The 18,407-nt window shown below is 57.2% G+C and carries 18 protein-coding genes and 1 tRNA gene; 13 read left to right on the forward strand and 6 right to left on the reverse strand.

Annotated elements, in window-relative coordinates; all coding sequences use genetic code 11:
* Positions 1-15 precede the first annotated feature (15 nt).
* From ACR0KL_RS00705 to ACR0KL_RS00740, 8 genes are all read left to right on the forward strand, one after another.
* Positions 16-1,059 (forward strand): cysteine desulfurase family protein, encoded by a 1,044-nt coding sequence (locus ACR0KL_RS00705; RefSeq protein WP_170676032.1) that lies wholly within the window; start codon positions 16-18, stop codon positions 1,057-1,059.
* Positions 1,060-1,077: 18 nt separating this feature from the next.
* Positions 1,078-2,598, forward strand: coding sequence for a Fe-S cluster assembly protein SufB (gene sufB / locus ACR0KL_RS00710; protein ID WP_170373688.1), 1,521 nt, complete (start codon positions 1,078-1,080; stop codon positions 2,596-2,598).
* A gap of 72 nt (positions 2,599-2,670) precedes the next feature.
* Positions 2,671-3,426: a Fe-S cluster assembly ATPase SufC gene (gene sufC, locus ACR0KL_RS00715; protein WP_170373689.1), complete on the forward strand. Its 756-nt coding sequence runs from the start codon at positions 2,671-2,673 to the stop codon at positions 3,424-3,426.
* Positions 3,426-4,706 carry a Fe-S cluster assembly protein SufD gene (gene sufD, locus ACR0KL_RS00720; protein ID WP_480776541.1) on the forward strand — a complete coding sequence of 427 codons (1,281 nt, stop codon included), beginning with the start codon at positions 3,426-3,428 and terminating at the stop codon, positions 4,704-4,706. The genes sufC and sufD overlap by 1 nt, the downstream gene beginning before the upstream one ends.
* Position 4,707: 1 nt before the next feature.
* Entirely contained in the window at positions 4,708-5,193 is a 486-nt protein-coding gene (locus tag ACR0KL_RS00725) for a YIP1 family protein (protein ID WP_170676034.1), read from the forward strand.
* Positions 5,190-5,750 carry a YIP1 family protein gene (locus ACR0KL_RS00730; protein ID WP_170676035.1) on the forward strand — a complete coding sequence of 187 codons (561 nt, stop codon included), beginning with the start codon at positions 5,190-5,192 and terminating at the stop codon, positions 5,748-5,750. Before ACR0KL_RS00725 ends, ACR0KL_RS00730 begins: the two co-directional genes overlap by 4 nt.
* Positions 5,751-5,761: 11 nt before the next feature.
* Positions 5,762-6,982: a cysteine desulfurase gene (locus ACR0KL_RS00735; protein ID WP_170676036.1), complete on the forward strand. Its 1,221-nt coding sequence runs from the start codon at positions 5,762-5,764 to the stop codon at positions 6,980-6,982.
* Between the two features lie 66 nt (positions 6,983-7,048).
* Positions 7,049-7,125: transfer RNA gene (locus ACR0KL_RS00740), tRNA-Arg, on the forward strand.
* A 237-nt stretch (positions 7,126-7,362) separates the two neighbouring features.
* Here ACR0KL_RS00740 and mepK read toward each other — a convergent pair.
* The gene (gene mepK, locus ACR0KL_RS00745; protein ID WP_170676037.1) at positions 7,363-7,932 is read right to left on the reverse strand and encodes a peptidoglycan L,D-endopeptidase MepK; all 570 of its coding nucleotides are present in this window, start codon (positions 7,930-7,932) and stop codon (positions 7,363-7,365) included.
* A gap of 356 nt (positions 7,933-8,288) precedes the next feature.
* Here mepK and ACR0KL_RS00750 point away from each other — a divergent pair, with 356 nt between their 5' ends.
* Genes ACR0KL_RS00750 through ACR0KL_RS00765 form a run of 4 tightly spaced genes read left to right on the forward strand, consistent with a single transcriptional unit; the run spans position 8,289 to position 12,530 of the window.
* A complete protein-coding gene (locus tag ACR0KL_RS00750; RefSeq protein WP_170676038.1) occupies positions 8,289-9,893 on the forward strand; it encodes a L,D-transpeptidase scaffold domain-containing protein in 1,605 nt (534 codons plus the stop codon).
* 37 nt (positions 9,894-9,930) lie between these two features.
* On the forward strand, positions 9,931-11,022 hold the full coding sequence (gene lpxD / locus ACR0KL_RS00755) for a UDP-3-O-(3-hydroxymyristoyl)glucosamine N-acyltransferase (RefSeq protein WP_480776542.1): 1,092 nt from the start codon (positions 9,931-9,933) through the stop codon (positions 11,020-11,022).
* 32 nt (positions 11,023-11,054) lie between these two features.
* A complete protein-coding gene (locus ACR0KL_RS00760; protein WP_170373697.1) occupies positions 11,055-11,312 on the forward strand; it encodes an acyl carrier protein in 258 nt (85 codons plus the stop codon).
* A gap of 9 nt (positions 11,313-11,321) precedes the next feature.
* Positions 11,322-12,530 (forward strand): beta-ketoacyl-[acyl-carrier-protein] synthase family protein, encoded by a 1,209-nt coding sequence (locus ACR0KL_RS00765; RefSeq protein ID WP_170479505.1) that lies wholly within the window; start codon positions 11,322-11,324, stop codon positions 12,528-12,530.
* Positions 12,531-12,587: 57 nt separating this feature from the next.
* Here the strand turns inward: ACR0KL_RS00765 and ACR0KL_RS00770 are convergent, their stop codons facing one another.
* Complete coding sequence (locus tag ACR0KL_RS00770; protein WP_170676040.1) at positions 12,588-13,193, reverse strand: invasion associated locus B family protein; 606 nt, start codon at positions 13,191-13,193, stop codon at positions 12,588-12,590.
* Positions 13,194-13,640: 447 nt separating this feature from the next.
* On the opposite strand from ACR0KL_RS00770, the gene ACR0KL_RS00775 reads away from it, so the two are divergent.
* Positions 13,641-15,188 (forward strand): helicase HerA-like domain-containing protein, encoded by a 1,548-nt coding sequence (locus ACR0KL_RS00775; RefSeq protein WP_170676041.1) that lies wholly within the window; start codon positions 13,641-13,643, stop codon positions 15,186-15,188.
* Positions 15,189-15,220: 32 nt separating this feature from the next.
* Here the strand turns inward: ACR0KL_RS00775 and ACR0KL_RS00780 are convergent, their stop codons facing one another.
* The 4 genes from ACR0KL_RS00780 to ACR0KL_RS00795 all read right to left on the reverse strand — a co-directional run bounded on the left by ACR0KL_RS00780 (position 15,221) and on the right by ACR0KL_RS00795 (position 18,405).
* Entirely contained in the window at positions 15,221-15,478 is a 258-nt protein-coding gene (locus tag ACR0KL_RS00780) for a hypothetical protein (protein WP_425082780.1), read from the reverse strand.
* A gap of 184 nt (positions 15,479-15,662) precedes the next feature.
* Positions 15,663-16,976 carry a branched-chain amino acid ABC transporter permease gene (locus tag ACR0KL_RS00785; protein ID WP_480776543.1) on the reverse strand — a complete coding sequence of 438 codons (1,314 nt, stop codon included), beginning with the start codon at positions 16,974-16,976 and terminating at the stop codon, positions 15,663-15,665.
* Positions 16,973-17,983: a branched-chain amino acid ABC transporter permease gene (locus ACR0KL_RS00790; protein ID WP_170638716.1), complete on the reverse strand. Its 1,011-nt coding sequence runs from the start codon at positions 17,981-17,983 to the stop codon at positions 16,973-16,975. The genes ACR0KL_RS00785 and ACR0KL_RS00790 overlap by 4 nt, the downstream gene beginning before the upstream one ends.
* Positions 17,983-18,405: a hypothetical protein gene (locus ACR0KL_RS00795; RefSeq protein WP_170638715.1), complete on the reverse strand. Its 423-nt coding sequence runs from the start codon at positions 18,403-18,405 to the stop codon at positions 17,983-17,985. Before ACR0KL_RS00795 ends, ACR0KL_RS00790 begins: the two co-directional genes overlap by 1 nt.
* Positions 18,406-18,407: the final 2 nt, after the last annotated feature.

Here is an 18,407-nt window from a genome sequence, read left to right on the forward strand (position 1 = left end):
GGAAAATATGACTCCATGAATCGTGTTTATCTCGATCACAACGCCACCACGCCTTTGCGGCCCGAAGCGCGGGACGCAATGATCGCGGCAATGGATGTCTGCGGGAACCCATCGTCGGTCCATGCCGAGGGGCGCGCGGCGAAGGCTTTTATCGAACGCGCACGGGCGCAGGTGGCATCGGCTTTTGGGGCTGATGGTGCGGATATCGTATTTACCTCAGGTTCGACCGAAGGTGCCGCTTTGGCTTTGGCGGGTCGAAATCTGCACGGTGCATCAATTGAGCATGACGCGGTAAGAGCGTGGATTGCCGAGGATATCTTGGTTTCTTCGGACGGGATGGCCACTGTGAACGAGCCAGCGAATGCGACGCTGCAAGTTGCGAACTCGGAAACGGGTATCGTGCAGACGCTACCGAAGGGGCTGGCGGTGACCGATGCGACCCAGGCATTTGGCAAACTGCCGATTGCTTTCAATTGGATGGACGTTCAGATGGCGCTAGTGTCTGCGCATAAACTGGGTGGGCCGAAAGGGATCGGAGCTGTTGTGATGAAACGCGGCACGGACCTGCCTGCTCAGATCAAGGGCGGCGGGCAAGAGATGGGCCGGCGCTCTGGAACCGAAAACGTCATTGGAATCGTGGGGTTCGGAGCCGCTGCTGAAGCAGCAGCCCAAGATCTTGCCAATGGTGTTTGGGAGCAGGTCGAAGAATTTAGAAATATTCTAGAAAACGCCCTTGAGGCTGGTGAAAGATCACCTATTTTTGTCGGGAAAGACCAGACTCGCCTGCCAAACACGTCATGTTTCGCGTCGCCCGGCTGGAAGGGTGAAACGCAGGTCATGCAGATGGACCTGTCTGGTTTTGCGGTCAGTGCGGGCTCGGCCTGTTCAAGCGGAAAGGTCCGCGCCAGTGCTGTTCTGACTGCGATGGGATTTGATGAGGGGACGGCAGCCAGCGCAATCCGCGTGTCGCTGGGACCTCGGACTACCAAGGAAGATGTGCTGCGTTTCGCCGAAACGTGGCTTGAGAAAGAGAAAAAGCATCACGCGCGGGCCGCGTGATCTGACGGAGGGTAAACAATGGCCGCTTTGGACCAGACCCAGGTAAAAGAGGGTGTCGATCAGGAAACCGTGGATGCGGTACGCGAGGTCAGCACTTATAAATACGGCTGGGAAACCGAGATCGAGATGGAGTATGCGCCGAAGGGCGTTAACCCGGATATCGTTCGACTGATCTCGGAAAAGAACGAAGAGCCCGAATGGATGACCGAATGGCGTCTGTCGGCCTTCGAGCGCTGGACCAAGATGGAAGAGCCGAAATGGGCCATGGTCAACTACCCTGAGATCGACTTTCAGGACCAGTATTACTATGCCCGTCCGAAATCCATGGAAGAGAAGCCCAAATCCTTGGATGAGGTCGACCCCAAGCTTCTGGCCACTTACGAAAAGCTGGGTATCCCTCTGAAAGAACAGATGATTCTGGCAGGTGTCGAAGGCGCCGAGGATATGCCCGCAGAGGGTCGTAAAGTGGCCGTCGACGCCGTGTTTGACTCAGTTTCCGTTGGTACAACTTTCCAAGCCGAGTTGAAGAAGGCCGGCGTTATCTTCTGCTCGATCTCGGAAGCGATCAAAGAGCATCCTGAACTGGTGAAGAAATATCTGGGCACCGTGGTTCCGGTGTCGGACAACTTCTATGCCACGCTGAATTCGGCTGTGTTCTCGGATGGCTCGTTCGTCTATATCCCGCCGGGCGTCCGCTGCCCGATGGAACTAAGCACCTATTTCCGTATCAATGCGGAGAACACCGGCCAGTTCGAGCGTACCTTGATCATCGCCGATAAAGGCAGCTACGTCAGCTACTTGGAAGGCTGCACCGCACCTCAGCGCGACACCGCGCAACTGCACGCGGCTGTGGTCGAGATCATCGTCGAAGAAGACGCCGAGGTGAAATACTCGACCGTTCAGAACTGGTTCCCCGGGGACGAGAACGGCAAGGGCGGTATCTATAACTTCGTGACCAAGCGTGCCGATTGCCGTGGGGATCGCTCCAAGGTGATGTGGACGCAGGTGGAAACCGGCTCGGCCGTGACGTGGAAATACCCGTCCTGCATCCTGCGTGGTGAGGAAAGCCAGGGTGAGTTCTACTCGATCGCGATTGCCAACAACTATCAGCAGGCCGACACCGGCACCAAGATGGTTCACCTGGGCAAGAACACCAAATCGCGCATCGTCTCCAAGGGCATCAGCGCGGGCAAGGCGCAGAACACCTATCGTGGTCTAGTCTCGATGCACCCGAAGGCCAAAGACAGCCGCAACTACACCCAATGTGACAGCTTGCTGATCGGTGACAAATGCGGGGCGCATACAGTGCCGTATATCGAGGTCAAAAACAACTCGAGCCGCGTCGAGCATGAGGCGACGACCTCGAAAGTGGACGACGATCAGCTGTTCTACTGCCGTCAACGTGGCATGGACGAGGAAGAGGCCGTGGCGCTCGTCGTCAATGGATTCTGCAAGGACGTTCTGCAGGCGCTGCCGATGGAATTTGCGATGGAGGCCCAGCAGTTGGTGGCCATCAGTCTCGAAGGGTCTGTGGGTTAAACCCAAGCTTCTCTGAAATCAGAATTTACGCGGGGGCCGCGCGCCCTCTTGCGATACGCAAAAGGACAAAACATGCTGGAAATCAAGAACCTGCACGTACAGCTTGAAGAAGAAGACAAGCAAATTCTCAAAGGTGTGGACCTGACGGTTGAGGCTGGCAAGGTGCATGCGATCATGGGGCCGAACGGCTCCGGCAAGTCGACGCTCAGCTATGTGCTGTCGGGGCGCGATGGCTATGAGGTCACCGAAGGCTCGGCCACTCTGGACGGCGAAGACCTGTTGGAGATGGAGCCGGAAGAGCGCGCCGCGGCTGGTGTGTTCCTCGCGTTCCAATACCCGGTTGAGATCCCGGGCGTCGGCAACATGACCTTCCTGCGAACCGCTGTGAACGCGCAACGCAAAGCGCGCGGGGAGGAAGAGCTTTCGGCTGCGGATTTCCTGAAACTCGTGCGCGAAAAGGCCAAATCGCTGAAGATCGACGCGGATATGCTGAAGCGTCCGGTCAATGTCGGATTCTCCGGCGGTGAGAAAAAGCGCAATGAAATCCTTCAGATGGCGATGCTGGAGCCCAAAATGTGCATTCTGGACGAGACCGACTCGGGCCTCGACGTGGATGCGATGAAGCTGGTCTCCGAAGGCGTGAACGCGCTGCGGGATGAGGGGCGTGGCTTCCTGGTCATCACCCACTACCAGCGCCTGCTGGACCACATCAAACCGGATGTCGTTCACATCATGGCCGATGGCCGCATCGTGAAATCGGGCGGTCCTGAGCTGGCGCTGGAAGTTGAAAACAACGGTTACTCCGACATTCTTGCCGAGGTGAACTGATGGCCTTACCGCAAGCAAAACAGACCGCAACCGAAGAGCGTCTGGCCTCACTGACGATGCCTGATCCCGGCTGTACCAAGGCCGCGCGCCAAGGGGCTTTGGCCCGGGTACGTGAAATGGGTCTTCCAAGCCGTCGCGATGAATACTGGAAATACACGCGTCCGGATACGCTGGTCTCGGCCGATGCGCCCAAGGCTGCCATTTTCGACTCGGGCGAGCCGATGGTGTTCAACGATGTCGATCGGCTGCAGATCGTGTTCGTCGATGGTGTGTTCGATGCCGAAGCCTCGGATGATCTGAGCCTCGAAGGTGTCAAGATCGACCGGCTGGAGGATATCTGCTGCAAGGATATCCACTGGGCCAAAGATCTTTACGGCAAGCTCGAAGAGCGGGGCCAAAGCCCGGTTCAGCGCCCTCTGGCTGCTTTGAACACCGCATTCGCGACCGACGGTGTTGCCATCCATGTAACCGGCAAGCCGTCTAAGCCAATCAATCTGGTGTATCGTCACGAGTCGGAAGACTCGGACGCGATCCTGCACCACGTTATCCGTGTTGAAAGCGATGCCGAGGCCACGATCCTCGAAAATGGTCCCGCCGCGTCGCGCTTCAACAAATGCATGGAGATCGACATCGCCGATAACGGGACCTTGCACCATGTCCGGGCGCAGGGCCGCGATCACGAACGCCGGGCCGCGACCCATATGTTCACGCGACTCGGTCAGGAATCGACTTACAAGTCGTTCACTCTGACAGCCAATGGCGTGCTGACTCGTAACGAGCAGGTGGTTGAACTGACCGGTGATGACGCCGTAGCCCATGTGGCCGGTGCTTGCGTCGGGGACGGTGATTTTCACCATGACGACACCGTTTTTGTCACCCATGACGCGGTGAATTGCGAAAGCCGTCAGGTGTTCAAGAAGGTCCTGCGCAACGGCGCGACGGGCGTGTTCCAAGGCAAGATCCTTGTGAAGGAAGGCGCGCAGAAAACCGATGGCTACCAGATCAGCCAGTCGCTTTTGTTGGACGATGACAGCCAGTTTCTCGCCAAGCCCGAGCTTGAAATCTACGCCGATGATGTCGCCTGTTCGCACGGGTCGACCTCGGGCGCGATTGATGAGACCGCTTTGTTCTACCTGCGCTCGCGCGGGGTTCCGACGAAGGACGCCACCAATATGCTAACGCTTGCTTTCCTTGCCGAGGCGGTGGATGAAATCGAGGACGAGACACTGGCCGAAGAGATCGTGACCCGTCTGGAAGGCTGGCTTTCGCGTCACAGCTAATATGCCGGTCTCATCAGATATCGTTGCCACATACCGGGGGCCGGGGCGCGTTGTGCGCCGGCTTCTGGATATGGGGCCGCGCGAAGACCGAGCGCTGATTTTCGTCATGGCCTTTTGCGTGGTGTCTTTCATCGCGCAGATGCCCAGCTTAGCCCGCCGCGCGCATCTTGAGCAGGTCGAGTTGAACATACTTCTGGGCGGAGCGCTTTTGGGCTCGGTCTTCATCCTGCCGTTGTTCTTTTACACGCTGGCTTTGGTGTCGCATTGGGCCGCGCGTCTGGTGGGCGGGCAGGGAAGTGCCTATGGTGCCCGATTGGCATTGTTCTGGGCGCTCCTGTCTTCGGCGCCTTTGGTTTTGCTTAACGGACTGGTCGCCGGGTTCATTGGCCCCGGTCCGACTCAAACTTTGGTCGGATTGATTTGGGTTGCCGTTTTTGTCTGGTTCTGGTTATCCGGATTGCGACAAGCACAAAGGTCGGCTGAATGACTATACCCCCCCTGGGCCCGCTGGCGAGCCTGACGCTCAGAAAACCTGCCGAAGCGGCGCGACAGATTTTAGCCCTCAACCCGGGGCGAGAGGTTTTGTGGCTGGCGTTTTTTCTGGCCGTTGTCCTCAATTGCATAGCGCAGATGGGCATAGATCTGTCGATCGCTGCATCGGGTGGCCCAACTGTATCCCAATCGATCCCGGTTGTGCTGATCCGATCCGCAGGAACGATGCTGTTCAGCATTCTGGCCTTTCTCTATGTCGGGCGTTTTCTGGGCGGAACGGGGCGTTTTGAAGATCTGATGATCTTGACGATCTGGCTGCAGTTTCTGCAAATCGCAGCACTGGTCGCGACCCTCGCGCTGAGCTTGATCACGGTCGCTTTTTTGGCCCCTCTGATCCTGGCAACGGCCATCTACAGCCTCTACATAACGCTTCATTTTCTGAATGAGGCACACAAGTTTGGATCTCTGGGCAAGTCCTTTGGCGTCATATTGTTGACGGCGTTGCTGGCGGTACCTTTTGTCCTATTTCTCAACCCGTTGGGTCCTGTCTAGAAAGATCTCTCATGTATGATGTGCAGAAAATCCGGTCTGATTTCCCGATCCTGTCGCGGCAGGTGAACGGCAAACCCCTGACATATCTGGACAATGGCGCGTCGGCGCAGAAACCTCAGGTCGTGATTGATGCCGTTACGCGCGCCTATGCCGAGGAATACTCCAACGTGCATCGCGGGCTTCACTACCTCTCGAACCTCGCGACCGAGAAATATGAGTCCGTGCGCGGCACCGTTGCGCGCTTTCTAGGTGTTGCGGATGAGGATGAGATTGTTCTGAACTCCGGCACGACCGAGGGGATCAATCTGGTCGCCTATGGCTGGGCCATGCCTCGGCTTGAAGCGGGGGATGAGATCGTCCTCAGCGTGATGGAGCACCACGCCAACATCGTGCCCTGGCATTTCCTGCGCGAGCGTCAGGGCGTGGTACTGAAATGGGTCGATGTAGATGCAGACGGCGGGCTTGATCCGCAGGCTGTGATTGACGCGATCGGCCCCAAGACAAAACTGGTCGCGGTCACGCAATGTTCGAACGTGTTGGGCACCGTGGTCGACGTGAAGACCATCACCGAAGGCGCGCATGCCAAGGGCGTGCCGGTCTTGGTTGATGGCAGCCAAGGTGCCGTTCATATGCCGGTCAACGTGCAGGATATCGGCTGTGATTTCTATGCCATTACCGGGCACAAACTCTATGGCCCATCCGGTTCCGGTGCGATCTATATCAAATCCGAACGAATGGCCGAAATGCGCCCCTTCATCGGCGGCGGCGACATGATCAAAGAGGTCAGCAAGGATCAGGTCATCTACAATGATCCACCGATGAAGTTTGAGGCTGGCACGCCGGGCATCGTACAAACTATCGGTCTCGGGGTGGCCCTGGACTATATGATGGATCTGGGGATGGCGAACATCGCCAACCATGAAGCGGGTCTTCGCGATTATGCCATGCAGCGTTTGAATGGTCTGAACTGGCTACAGGTTCAGGGCACACGGCCTGACAAGGCCGCGATCTTCAGCTTCACGCTGGATGGGGCAGGGCATGCGCATGATGTCTCGACGATTCTCGACAAGAAAGGCGTCGCTGTTCGCGCCGGTCACCATTGCGCCGGCCCTTTGATGGATCACCTTGGTGTTACGGCCACCTGCCGCGCCAGCTTTGGCCTCTATAACACCACGGATGAGGTCGACACCCTGATCGACGCGCTTGAACTGGCGCATGATCTCTTCGCCTAAATCTCGGCCGAGCCGGTCCGTTTTCCAGTTGCACCCGGCTCGGAACAAGGTTAGCTAACGGCCAAGGCACCTGTAGCTCAGCTGGATAGAGCGCTGCCCTCCGAAGGCAGAGGCCAGAGGTTCGAATCCTCTCAGGTGCGCCACTTCTCACAGACTTGATGATTTGTTCAGTCCCACCGTCGTGGTCGTTGTATCCGCTAGATGTTTGAATTGGAGAATATCTTTGGCCTGAACAAGCTAGAGAAACGTTGGGTGATTGGCTCTGCAACAAACAAAAGCCGCCAATTGCAGCAGCCTGTTCCAGCAGAATTCGAGTTTTGCAACAACACTCAGGCAGACCTAATGGCCTGCCATATACATCTCAGTAAACGAGAGCCCGCTTAGCCGCGCCAACTACGAACGACGCCGCAATCCATGTGGACGAAGTTCGAGCGGTAGTATTGTCCAACACCGCCTGCACGACAGGACATGGCCGCTTTGGCCATCTGCGAAACCGAGCGGGATGCGAGGCGCAGGTCAGCCGCCTGTCCCTGCATGTGAAGCGAGTTCCGCGCCACCCGGCGCGATTTGGACCGCAGCATGGCGTTGGTTTGTGGCGAGCGATACCCCGAAAGGAGCATATAGGGCTCATCAGCATCCAAAAGGTTGTGAGACGCCGCCATGATGTCGATTGTACGCAGATCCATCGCTTTCGACTGATCAGTCCGCCAGTCACGCATGAAATGATTCACTTCTTTCACGGCGTCTTTGATGTATTTGCCGTCAACCCAGTAAACCATGTCAATCCGCTCACCCGTGCGACCGGAATACATGCGAATCCGGCGGATATCACCACCGCCACGAAGGAAACCTGCTGCGTTGGAAAAAGTCGGTGCTGCCGCCACGGCCGTTGCCGCGAATGCGCCCAGAAGGGCACGACGGGTAATACCCGAAGTACTGCTCTTGGTCATTTTTGTTTCGTCCCGTACTGTTCCTGCCTGCGCACGATGTTACGCGCGCTGTCTTAATATTTTCCCATCCCAGATGGCGAATGTATGGCACAGTTGGAATCGTCGGCCAAGAAGTCTTTGGAATGCACCCTTGTTAGGGGGAATTTTCGGCAGTTTTTTGCGCAGGTGATGCAAATGAGTCATTTTATTGAGCAACTGAGTGTTTTCGGCATCGGGTAGATGCAAACGCGCATCAGGGCGCAAAAGAAGAAAATAGGTAAGGTATTTGTGAATAGACAAGCCCAATGGCTGAAAACCATATATAAATAAAGCTCCGGCAGACATCGCATAAGTTATTGAAGAACCAAGGCCATCCCATGCTCTCAGTGTTTCGGACCAGTACCAGTTTTGTTTTCACCGCCTTTTTTCTGGCGACGGCATCCATCGCGAACGCGTCATCAGGCGAGGGTTCAAACACGGCATTTCGGATGGCGGTTGTCGAAAATACCTCTGCCTCTGATCAGATTTCGGAATTTTACCGCAGCAATGGCTTTACCCCTCTGTGGGTCGGCGATACGCGGGAACACGCAAAACGCCGCGCAGCGTTGATCAAAGCCCTGTCCGAGACCGAGCGCCATGGATTGCCCGCCGCGTATGACGTGCAGGCCTTGGTCGATCAGATGGCTGAGGCACGTTCGGTTCGCGATTTGGGCACGGTCGAGGCTCAGTTGACGCGTATCTTCCTGAGCTATGCAGATGACATCTATTCCGGCGCCTTGCGGCCCGCCAGTATTGACGATGGTCTTGTGCGCAAGGTTAAACGCCTCGATGCAAACCAACATCTTGAGGCGCTGAACACCCAGGGTGCGGCGTATTTTGAAACTCTGATCCCGCAGACTGCCCAATATCGCGCTTTGATGAAGCAAAAGATCGCGTTGGAGAGCCTGATTCGTCAGGGCGGGTGGGGGCCGACTGTTCCGGTCTCTAAACTGGAATACGGCGATACCGGTCCGAATGTGATCAAACTGCGCAACCGGCTAGTTGCGATGGGTTACCTAAAACCCACTGCCAGCCCGGAGTTTGATGACGCCCTGCTTGCGGCCGTTCAGGCGTTCCAAACGGCACACGGACTGGAATCGGACGGTGTGGCCGGACAAGGCACCATCACCGAGCTGAACCGACCGGCTTCGGACCGTTTAAAGGCCGTCTATGTCGCCTTGGAGCGGGAGCGCTGGCTGCCGCGGGAACGGGGCGAGCGGCATGTATTGGTCAATCAGGCCGACTTCTCGGCAAAGATCGTGGATGACGGGCTGGTCACGTTCGAGACCCGCGCCGTGATCGGCAAAAACGTACATGATCGCCGCAGCCCGGAATTCTCGGATGAGATGGAGCATATGGTGATCAATCCCAGCTGGTATGTGCCACGCTCGATCATCACCAAGGAATACCTGCCGAAACTGCAATCGAACCCGAACGCGGTGGGCCATATCCAGATCACGGACCGCAGTGGTCGTCAGGTCAATCGAGGAGCTGTCGACTTCACCCAGTTTACCGCACGCAACTTCCCGTTCGCGATGCGTCAGCCCCCTAGCAAAAGCAATGCGCTAGGGCTGGTGAAGTTCATGTTCCCTAACAAGTACAACATCTATCTACATGATACGCCTCAGAAATCTCTGTTTGCGCGTGAGGTTCGGGCGTTCTCGCACGGGTGCATCCGCCTGGCGCAACCTTTCGAGTTCGCCTATGCGCTGCTGTCCAAACAGGAAGAGGACCCCAAGGCGTTCTTCCACCGTGTATTGAATACCGGCAAAGAAACGACGGTGAAGTTGGACAAGAAAGTGCCCGTCCACCTGATCTATCGCACCGCCTATATCGGCCCGAAGGGTGAGGTTCAGTATCGCCGTGACGTCTATAACCGCGATGCCAAAATTTGGGACGCGCTGCAAAAGGCAGGGGTGGCCCTGCCGGACGTTCAGGGGTAAGCACTCAGGGTAAATCCTGCCCAAGAGGACGCCCGCTATGCAGTTCACCATCCAACAGATCGCCGAAAGCCTTGGGGCCGAGTGTCAGGGTGAAACAGACCTGACAATTCTGCGGGCCGCTGAACCGGGTGATGCCGGACCAACCGATCTGGCGATGGCAATGTCCCCCAAATATGCCGAAACGCTTTCGGGCGGTGAGGCCCGCGCGGCAATGCTGTGGGAAGGCGCGGATTGGCAAGCAATGGGCCTGCGCGCTGCGATCTTTATTACGCGCCCCCGCATGGCGATGGCTGGTATCACGACAATGCTGGACCGGGGGCAGGGTGTTGAACCGGGTGTTCACCCCTCGGCTGTGATCGACCCGGCGGCCGAGATTGGTGAGGGCGTTTCGATCGGCCCGCTGGCCGTTATCGGCGCGCGGGCGAAGATTGGCTCGGGATCGGTGATCGGTCCGCACTGTACAATCGGAATGGACGTGGTGTTGGGTGAGCAAGCCCATCTCCGCGAAATGGTCAGCATCGGTGCGCGTGCGCAAATCGGAGACCGCTTCATCGCCCAACCCGGCGCGCGTATTGGTTCCGACGGGTTCAGCTTTGTTACTCCTGAGATTTCAGGTGTTGAAAACGCGCGCAAGACGTTGGGCGACCAGGGCGATGCGAAAGCGCAAAGCTGGCTGCGCATCCATTCTCTTGGCGCAGTGGAAATCGGGGACGATGTCGAGGTCGGCTCTAACTGCACGATCGACAATGGTACGATCCGAAACACGCGAATTGGCGATGGTTCGAAGCTCGATAACCTTGTGCATGTGGGTCACAACACGCGCATCGGGCGCGATTGTCTGCTGTGCGGTCAAAGTGGATTGTCTGGCTCAGTCGATGTGGGAAACAACGTGGTTCTTGGCGGTCAAACCGGCGTGGCTGACAATATCTTCATTGGCGATGGCGTGATCGCGGGGGGCGCAACCAAGATCCTGTCTAACGTGCCAGCTGGCCGTGTGATCATGGGCTATCCGAGCGTCAAGATGGAAACCCATACTGAGATCTACAAGGCACAACGCCGCTTGCCGCGCATGGCTCGCGACGTCGAGGCATTGAAAAAGGCTGTTTTCAAACAGTCTCCGAGCGATTAAATCATCCTCAGATTGATAGCCAGGGGATCAACATGAGCATCAGCGACCGCGTCATCGCAATCATTGCAGAGCAGGCCGTTCTGGAGCCATCGGATGTCACACCCGACAGCACACTTGCGGATTTGGGCATCGACAGCCTGGGTTTGGTCGAAAGCATCTTTGCCATCGAGGAAGAGTTCGACATCTCGGTTCCCTTTAACGCCAATGAGCCCGAGGCCAACGATTTCGACATCTCGAACGTGGCCGCGATCATTGCCGGCATCGAACAGCTTGTGTCGGAAAAGGTTTGACCCGAAACAATGAAACGGGTTGTCATTACCGGGGCGGGCACCATCAACTCGCTGGGTCATTCGGTCCCCGACACGCTCGAGGCCATGCGCGAAGGGCGTTGCGGTATCTCGGATCTGGAATTCCGCGATGTTGACCGTCTGGCGATCAAGATCGGCGGTCAAGTGCGGGGGTTCGAAGCCGAAGGGCGCTTTAACCGACAGCAGATGTCTCTCTATGATCGGTTCACGCAGTTCACTCTGACAGCCGCGAAGGAAGCGATCGACCAGTCGGGCATTCAGTTCCACGGCGAGCTCGCGGCGCGTTCCGGCGTAGTTCTGGGCACGGCGGGCGGAGGTGTCTCGACCTGGGATGACAATTACCGCTCGGTCTATGAAGACGGTAAGAACCGGGTACATCCCTTTGTGGTGCCCAAGCTGATGAATAACGCGGCGGCCAGCCATGTCTCAATGGAGCACAACCTCAAAGGTCCCAGCTTTACCGTTTCGACGGCCTGTGCATCCTCGAACCATGCCATGGCACAGGCGTTTCAGATGGTGCGCAGCGGAGCCGCGCCTGCGATGATCACGGGTGGATCGGAATCCATGCTGTGTTTCGGCGGTGTAAAGGCCTGGGAAGGTCTGCGCGTGATGTCGAAGGATGCCTGCCGCCCCTTTAGCGCCAACCGCAACGGGATGGTGCAGGGCGAGGGTGCCGGTGTCTTTGTGTTCGAGGAATACGAACATGCCCGCGCCCGCGGCGCAGATATCCTGTGTGAGGTTGTGGGATTCGCCATGTCCTCGGATGCGTCCGATATCGTGATGCCCAGCAAGCAGGGTGCCGCACGAGCGATGGCCGGCGCGTTGGCGGATGCCAAGCTGAACGCCAGCGATGTGTGCTATATCAACGCGCATGGCACAGGCACTGCGGCGAATGACAAAACAGAATGCGCCGCCGTGGCGGATGTGTTTGGACCGCATGCGGATGATCTGATGATCTCATCGACGAAATCCATGCACGGCCACTTGATCGGAGGCACCGGAGCGGTGGAGCTTTTGGCCTGCATCATGGCGCTGCGGGACGGCGTTATCGCGCCCACCATCGGTTATGAAGAACCTGACCCGGAATGTGCGCTGGACGTGGTGCCAAACGTCGCGCGTGAAGCTAAGGTCGACGTGGCGCTCAGCAATGCGTTTGCGTTTGGCGGGTTGAATGCGGTCTTGGCGCTCAAGAGCGTCTGAGCCGCAAAGAAAATCGCCGCCACAAAGCTGCGGCGGCGATCTCTATTCGCAGCTGACTTAGTTGACGTTAACGGCCAGCCCGTCAAAGCCCGAAGTGAAGCCCGACAGGGACATATCCATTGTTATAACCTGATCGGGGAAGCGCGCGGGAACCAGCGAGAAGGTCGCTTTGCTGCCCGCTTTCATCGCGTCAATGTCACCCTGGCTGAGGCCCAGCTGCGCGACACAGCCAACAGGCAGACAATGGTGGTAGTTGTAAAGCTTGCGCGGTGCGCCGTCGATCGACAGGGCCAGTTGCGCTTGTAGCAGGGTCTCCAACGGTACGATCACATTGGCCCATGCAACAGCCGCTCCGCCTTCGGGCAGCTTGCCGATGGACACTTCTGCAATCGGATCACCCTGAGGGCCGTTCAGAACCTGAACGATCGCACAAGGGTCTTCGCCTTCCGGTGCCTTGATGCAGGAGACATCCCAATCGCCGGATTCTTCTTTGACAAATTGCTCACCCACACGCGGGCCGGATTGGCCCAAATCGAGGCCCGCGCCCGCATCGGCCCCAGTGCCTTCAGTGGTCGTGCCTTCGGAAGTCGTTTCCTGCGCGCTAACCGCTCCGCTCATCAGAACGGCTGCCAGAGTATTAAACGAGAGGAGTTTCTTGAACATGAATGCCTCGGTTTGCTGTTTGTTTTGCCTCATCTAGCATCCTTCGCTGCGGCTGTCAGTCGCTAACCGAATAACCGATATCATTGTGACTGCTTTCTTGGGCCAAACCCCGCTCAAGGACCAATACAGGCAAAAGAAAAGAGGGCTGGTGGAGCAGCCCTCTTCCCAAAATTTTTCTCCCCGTCGGACTGGCCGACTTAGTTATGTGCAGACGTTACGAAAGGGGGGAGCAGGGGTCAACCGCTAACAGAAAAATTTAATGCACTAATCAGCACAGTTTTATTCGCCCACTTCCATGAAAAAAGCCGTGCCCGAAGGCACGGCCAGTCGACAGGGAGGAAGTGTCCCCTTCGCAACCAGGGGCTACAAAGGGAACGAATAGACTATGGCAGCCAAAGGTTAAGTTTGTATGCTGGTTGCGGATCAGAGAAAAAAGGCTGCAATTACATGGGTAAAGAGATTTTTCTGGGCGGTGCGGGTGACGAATACGGAACGCCTCAGGGTTTGACGCTGAAATATGCAAACCGCCACGGGCTGATCGCAGGGGCCACGGGGACGGGCAAGACGGTCACTCTCCAGATCCTGGCCGAAGGTTTTTCGCAAGCGGGCGTGCCTGTTTTCCTGTCGGACGTCAAAGGAGACCTGTCCGGCTTGGCTCTGGCAGGCAGCGCAACCCATAAGTTGCATCAGGCGTTTACCGAGCGCGCGGAACGGATCGGCTTTTCTGATTTCTCCTACGCCGCATGTCCGGTCACGTTCTGGGATCTGTTCGGCGAACAGGGGCATCCGGTTCGAACCACGGTAACAGAAATGGGCCCTCTGCTGTTGTCGCGCCTTATGGAACTGAGCGAAGCGCAGGAGGGGATTCTTAATATCGCGTTCCGGGTCGCCGATGAAGAAGGGATGCCGCTGCTGGATCTCAAAGACCTGCAGGCGCTTCTTGTGTGGATCGGTGAGAATAGGGCGCAGCTGTCGCTGCGCTACGGCAATGTCTCAACGGCCTCTATCGGAGCCATTCAACGCCGTCTTTTGGTATTGGAAAACCAAGGTGGCACCAAATTGTTCGGAGAACCCGCGCTGGATCTGGCCGATCTCATGCGAACGGATGAAAACGGTCAGGGGATGGTGAACATACTGGCCTCGGACAAGCTGATGGGCGCGCCTCGACTTTATGCCACGTTCCTGTTGTGGCTGCTGAGTGAGCTGTTCGAGGAACTGCCAGAGGTCGGCGATCCGGAAAAGCCCAAGCTGGTCTTCTTTTTCGACGAAGCGCACCTTCTGTTTGATGATGCGCCCAAGGTACTGGTCGACAAGGTCGAGCAGGTCGCGCGCCTCATCCGCTCCAAGGGTGTTGGGGTGTATTTCATCACGCAGAACCCCGCTGACATTCCCGAGGATATTCTGGGGCAGTTGGGCAACCGGGTACAGCATGCGCTGCGCGCCTTCACCGCGCGGGACCGCAAGAGCCTTCGTATGGCGGCGGAAACCTACCGCGAGAATCCTGCCTTCGATACCGAGGCCGCGATCCGAGAGGTTGGGGTTGGTGAGGCCGTAACCTCAATGCTGCAGAAAAAAGGCGTGCCGGGAATTGTCGAGCGGACTTTGATTCGCCCACCGGGATCGCAGCTTGGCCCAATTTCGGGATCTGAGCGTCAGGGTATTCTGCAAGCCTCACCGATGGCGGCGAAATATGACACGCTGGTCGATCGCAAATCGGCCTTTGAAATCCTGCAAGCCCGTGCGGAGGCTGCCGCCAAAGAGGCCGAGGCCGCAGAGGCGGAAGAGATCATCGAACAACAAACCCCGATGGAGCGCGAATATAGCTCGGCGCGCCGGTATTCAGGTAGCCGGGTTGGGCGCTCAACGTCTCGGGTAGTGCGTAAGAAAGACACTTTTGCAACGGCTATGAGTGAGGCCGTCATTAAAGAGCTGAAGGGAACAACCGGCCGTCGCATCGTGCGGGGAATTCTAGGCGGGTTGTTCCGAAATCGCTGATCGGAGGCGCCCAGCACAGGGCGCCAACCGGCTTACTTCAAGCGGCGCTGGCCTTCCTGACGGCAATATGCATCGGCCTGCTTCACCGACATCTTAGTGGCTGGGAAATCAATCGCGCGGTCCCAGGTCACGCGATCATGACGGTAAAGCTGACAGGTCACGACGCCCTGCGGAGTGTTGACCTGAACAGGAGTGGTCTCAAGGTCTTCGGGCGACGGAATACAGGCCGTCAGCGCGGCCAGAACCGGCAGCATGACAACGGCTTTGGTGATCAGTGTTTTCTTGGTCAAGTCTGATACTCTCATCAATTGAGTGCGAATGATCGTAGAGATCGGTCGGGTTTCTTCTGAGCATGGGCCGGACCCCAAAAGTCCGAACAACGAGCGGTAGTCTCGTGTACTCAGAAACCTCTTTAAAAATCAAGAAGCCGCGCCGGTTGAGGGGCGCGGCTTCTGTATTGTGATTGTGTTGGGTTTATTGCTCGGGGATCAGCCCTCGGGGGCTGAATCTGAGAACAATCAGCAAAACCAGACCCATCGTAAACAAGCGCATATGCGCAGCACTTTCGATCAGATGCGCCTTCAGCGCGCTGCCGTCGGGCATGCCCGAGGTAATCAGGTTCATCAGCCAAAGGCCCATCGGCTCGACCTGGACCCACAGGAACCAGATCAGGAACGCACCCAGCACGGCGCCGAAATTGTTGCCAGAGCCACCGACAATCACCATCACCCAGACAAGGAAGGTGAACCGCAGGGGGTTGTAGGTACCCGGCGTCAGCTGACCGTCCAGCGTAGTCATCATCGCGCCCGCGATACCGCAAATGGCAGAGCCAAGCACAAATATTTGTAGGTGGCGGCGGGTGACATCTTTACCCATCGCCTCAGCTGCGACCTCATTGTCGCGAATGGCGCGCATCATCCGGCCCCATGGGCTTTTCAGCGCCATCTGCGCCATCCAGAGCAGCACTAATAGAACGATCAGGAACAGCAGCGAATAACCCAGCTTGACCGAAAGGGTCGAGGCGATCACCGGATCAAGCCCCAGCCAATCCGCCCGCGCAAGGAACGAGGGGTTTTGCTGCAGCTCAACCTCATAGCCCACCACGGGCGAGGGGCGCGGGATGCCATAGACATTCTTGACGCCACGGGCCAGCCAGTCCTCGTTCTTCATGACGGCAATAATGATCTCGGCAATACCAAGTGTCGCAATCGCCAGATAATCCGAGCGCAAACCCAGAGCCGTCTTGCCGATCAGCCATGCGGCACCTGCGGCCAGTAGCCCTCCTGCAGGCCAGGCGAGCAAAACCGGCAGGTTCAGACCACCGATATTGCCGGCAACGGCTGGATCAATTGCCTCAATCGCGGCAACGTTCGGATCAAAGATCGCACGGTACACAAAGAATCCGACGATGAGGATTCCGACGATAGCCAGCGTCCGCGCGCGCCCTTTCGGCATCTTCTGCGCCACCATGACGGTCGCAACAACGGTCGCGGCCCCCAGAAGAAGCGCCAGGATGACGCCATAGCCGCCCTCGGACCATGCTCCGGGCGTTGGCGGGGTTGAGATCAAGACGACCGCCAGCCCACCCAAAGCCACAAAGCCCATGACGCCGACGTTAAACAGGCCCGCAAAGCCCCATTGCAGGTTCACACCGATCGACATGATGGCCGAGATCAACCCCATGTTCAGGATCAGGATTGCCGCGTTCCAGCTTTGCGTGAAGCCGGTCAAAAGGATCAGCGCGCCAACAGTGACGAAAAGCAGGGTGTTCTTGGTAACCTCGCTCATACCGATTTTCCTTTGAACAGGCCCGTGGGCTTAAACAGAAGCACAATCAGCAGGATGGCAAAGCTGACGGCGAATTTGTAATCGGTAGAGAGGAACTGAACCAATCCTGACGGTTCCAGATTTTCCGGAGCCAGATAGGTCAACACCTTCTTCCAGGCGTAGGTGATGGTCACTTCGGAAAACGCAATAATGAACCCACCCGCGATCGCACCCAGGGGGTTGCCCAAGCCTCCGACAATGGCCGAGGCAAAAATCGGCAGCAGAAGCTGAAAATAGACGAAGGGTTTGAAGCTCTTGTCGAGGCCATAAAGCACGCCCGCCGTGGTCGCCAGTGCGGCCACGATGATCCAGGTGATCATCACTACACGCTCGGGGTTGATGCCGGACAGAAGCGCCAGATCCTCATTATCCGAATAGGCGCGCATCGATTTGCCGGTCCGGGTTTTGTTCAAAAACCAGAACAGAGCGGCCACGGCGATCACCGCCACAACGACCGTGATGGCCTGAGAGGTCTTGATCGCGAGCCCTTCGTTCAGCCCGGTCCATTCTTTGAAATCCCGCGCCTTGATCAAGAACCGCGCGCCGTCGGAGAACCTCTGATCATCCGGCCCGATGATGAAGCGGACGATGCCGTTCATGATGAACATCACGCCCATGGACACGATCACCAGAATGACCGGTTTGGCCTTTTGTTCGCGGTAGAAGCGATAAACCAGCCGGTCGGTGATCAGCACCAAAACGATACAGCCCAAAATGGCAAAGGGCAGGGCGAGCAGAGCCGTCGGCAACGGCCCGAAACTGACCCCTGCTGCTTGCAAACCCCACGTGACCAGAACCGCAATCATAGCGCCAAAGGCCATGGTGTCGCCATGAGCAAAGTTCGAGAACCGTAGGATGCCATAGATCAGCGTCACCCCCAAAGCACCCAGCGCCAACTGGCTGCCATAGGCGATTGCGGGAACAAGGACGAAGTTGGAAAGCGCCACAAGGGCGTTGAGGAAGTCCATTAAAACTCCTGCTCGCATTTACCAGAGAACGCGCGTCGTCCGTTGTTAGCTTTCGTATAGTCGGCATAACGCAGCGGTTGGGTTAATAAGGTCACGGTTAGATCGGTGGTCGAAGTCTTGGTCACATACATATACTCATGTTTTTCGTCTTCGATCCGGGACGCCGTCAGCAAGTCGCTTCGTGAAACGGCCGTCCACTCTTGCCCATCAGACAAGCCAATTTTGGAGGTGATATCACCGGCCTTGGCGATCTGATCGACTGAAAAGTCACCATAGTTACTTTCTATAAGCTCGGGCGGGGTGCCTAACAGCTCAAGCATGAGTTCCCCACCTTCACAGTTTTGCACGCCTGCGCAGGCCTCTTGTAGAATGCATGGCGCCGCCCAAGCCGTACTGCACATTGAGGCAAATGCGATCGTCATTG

The sequence above is a fragment of the Ruegeria sp. C8 genome, from assembly GCF_056537565.1.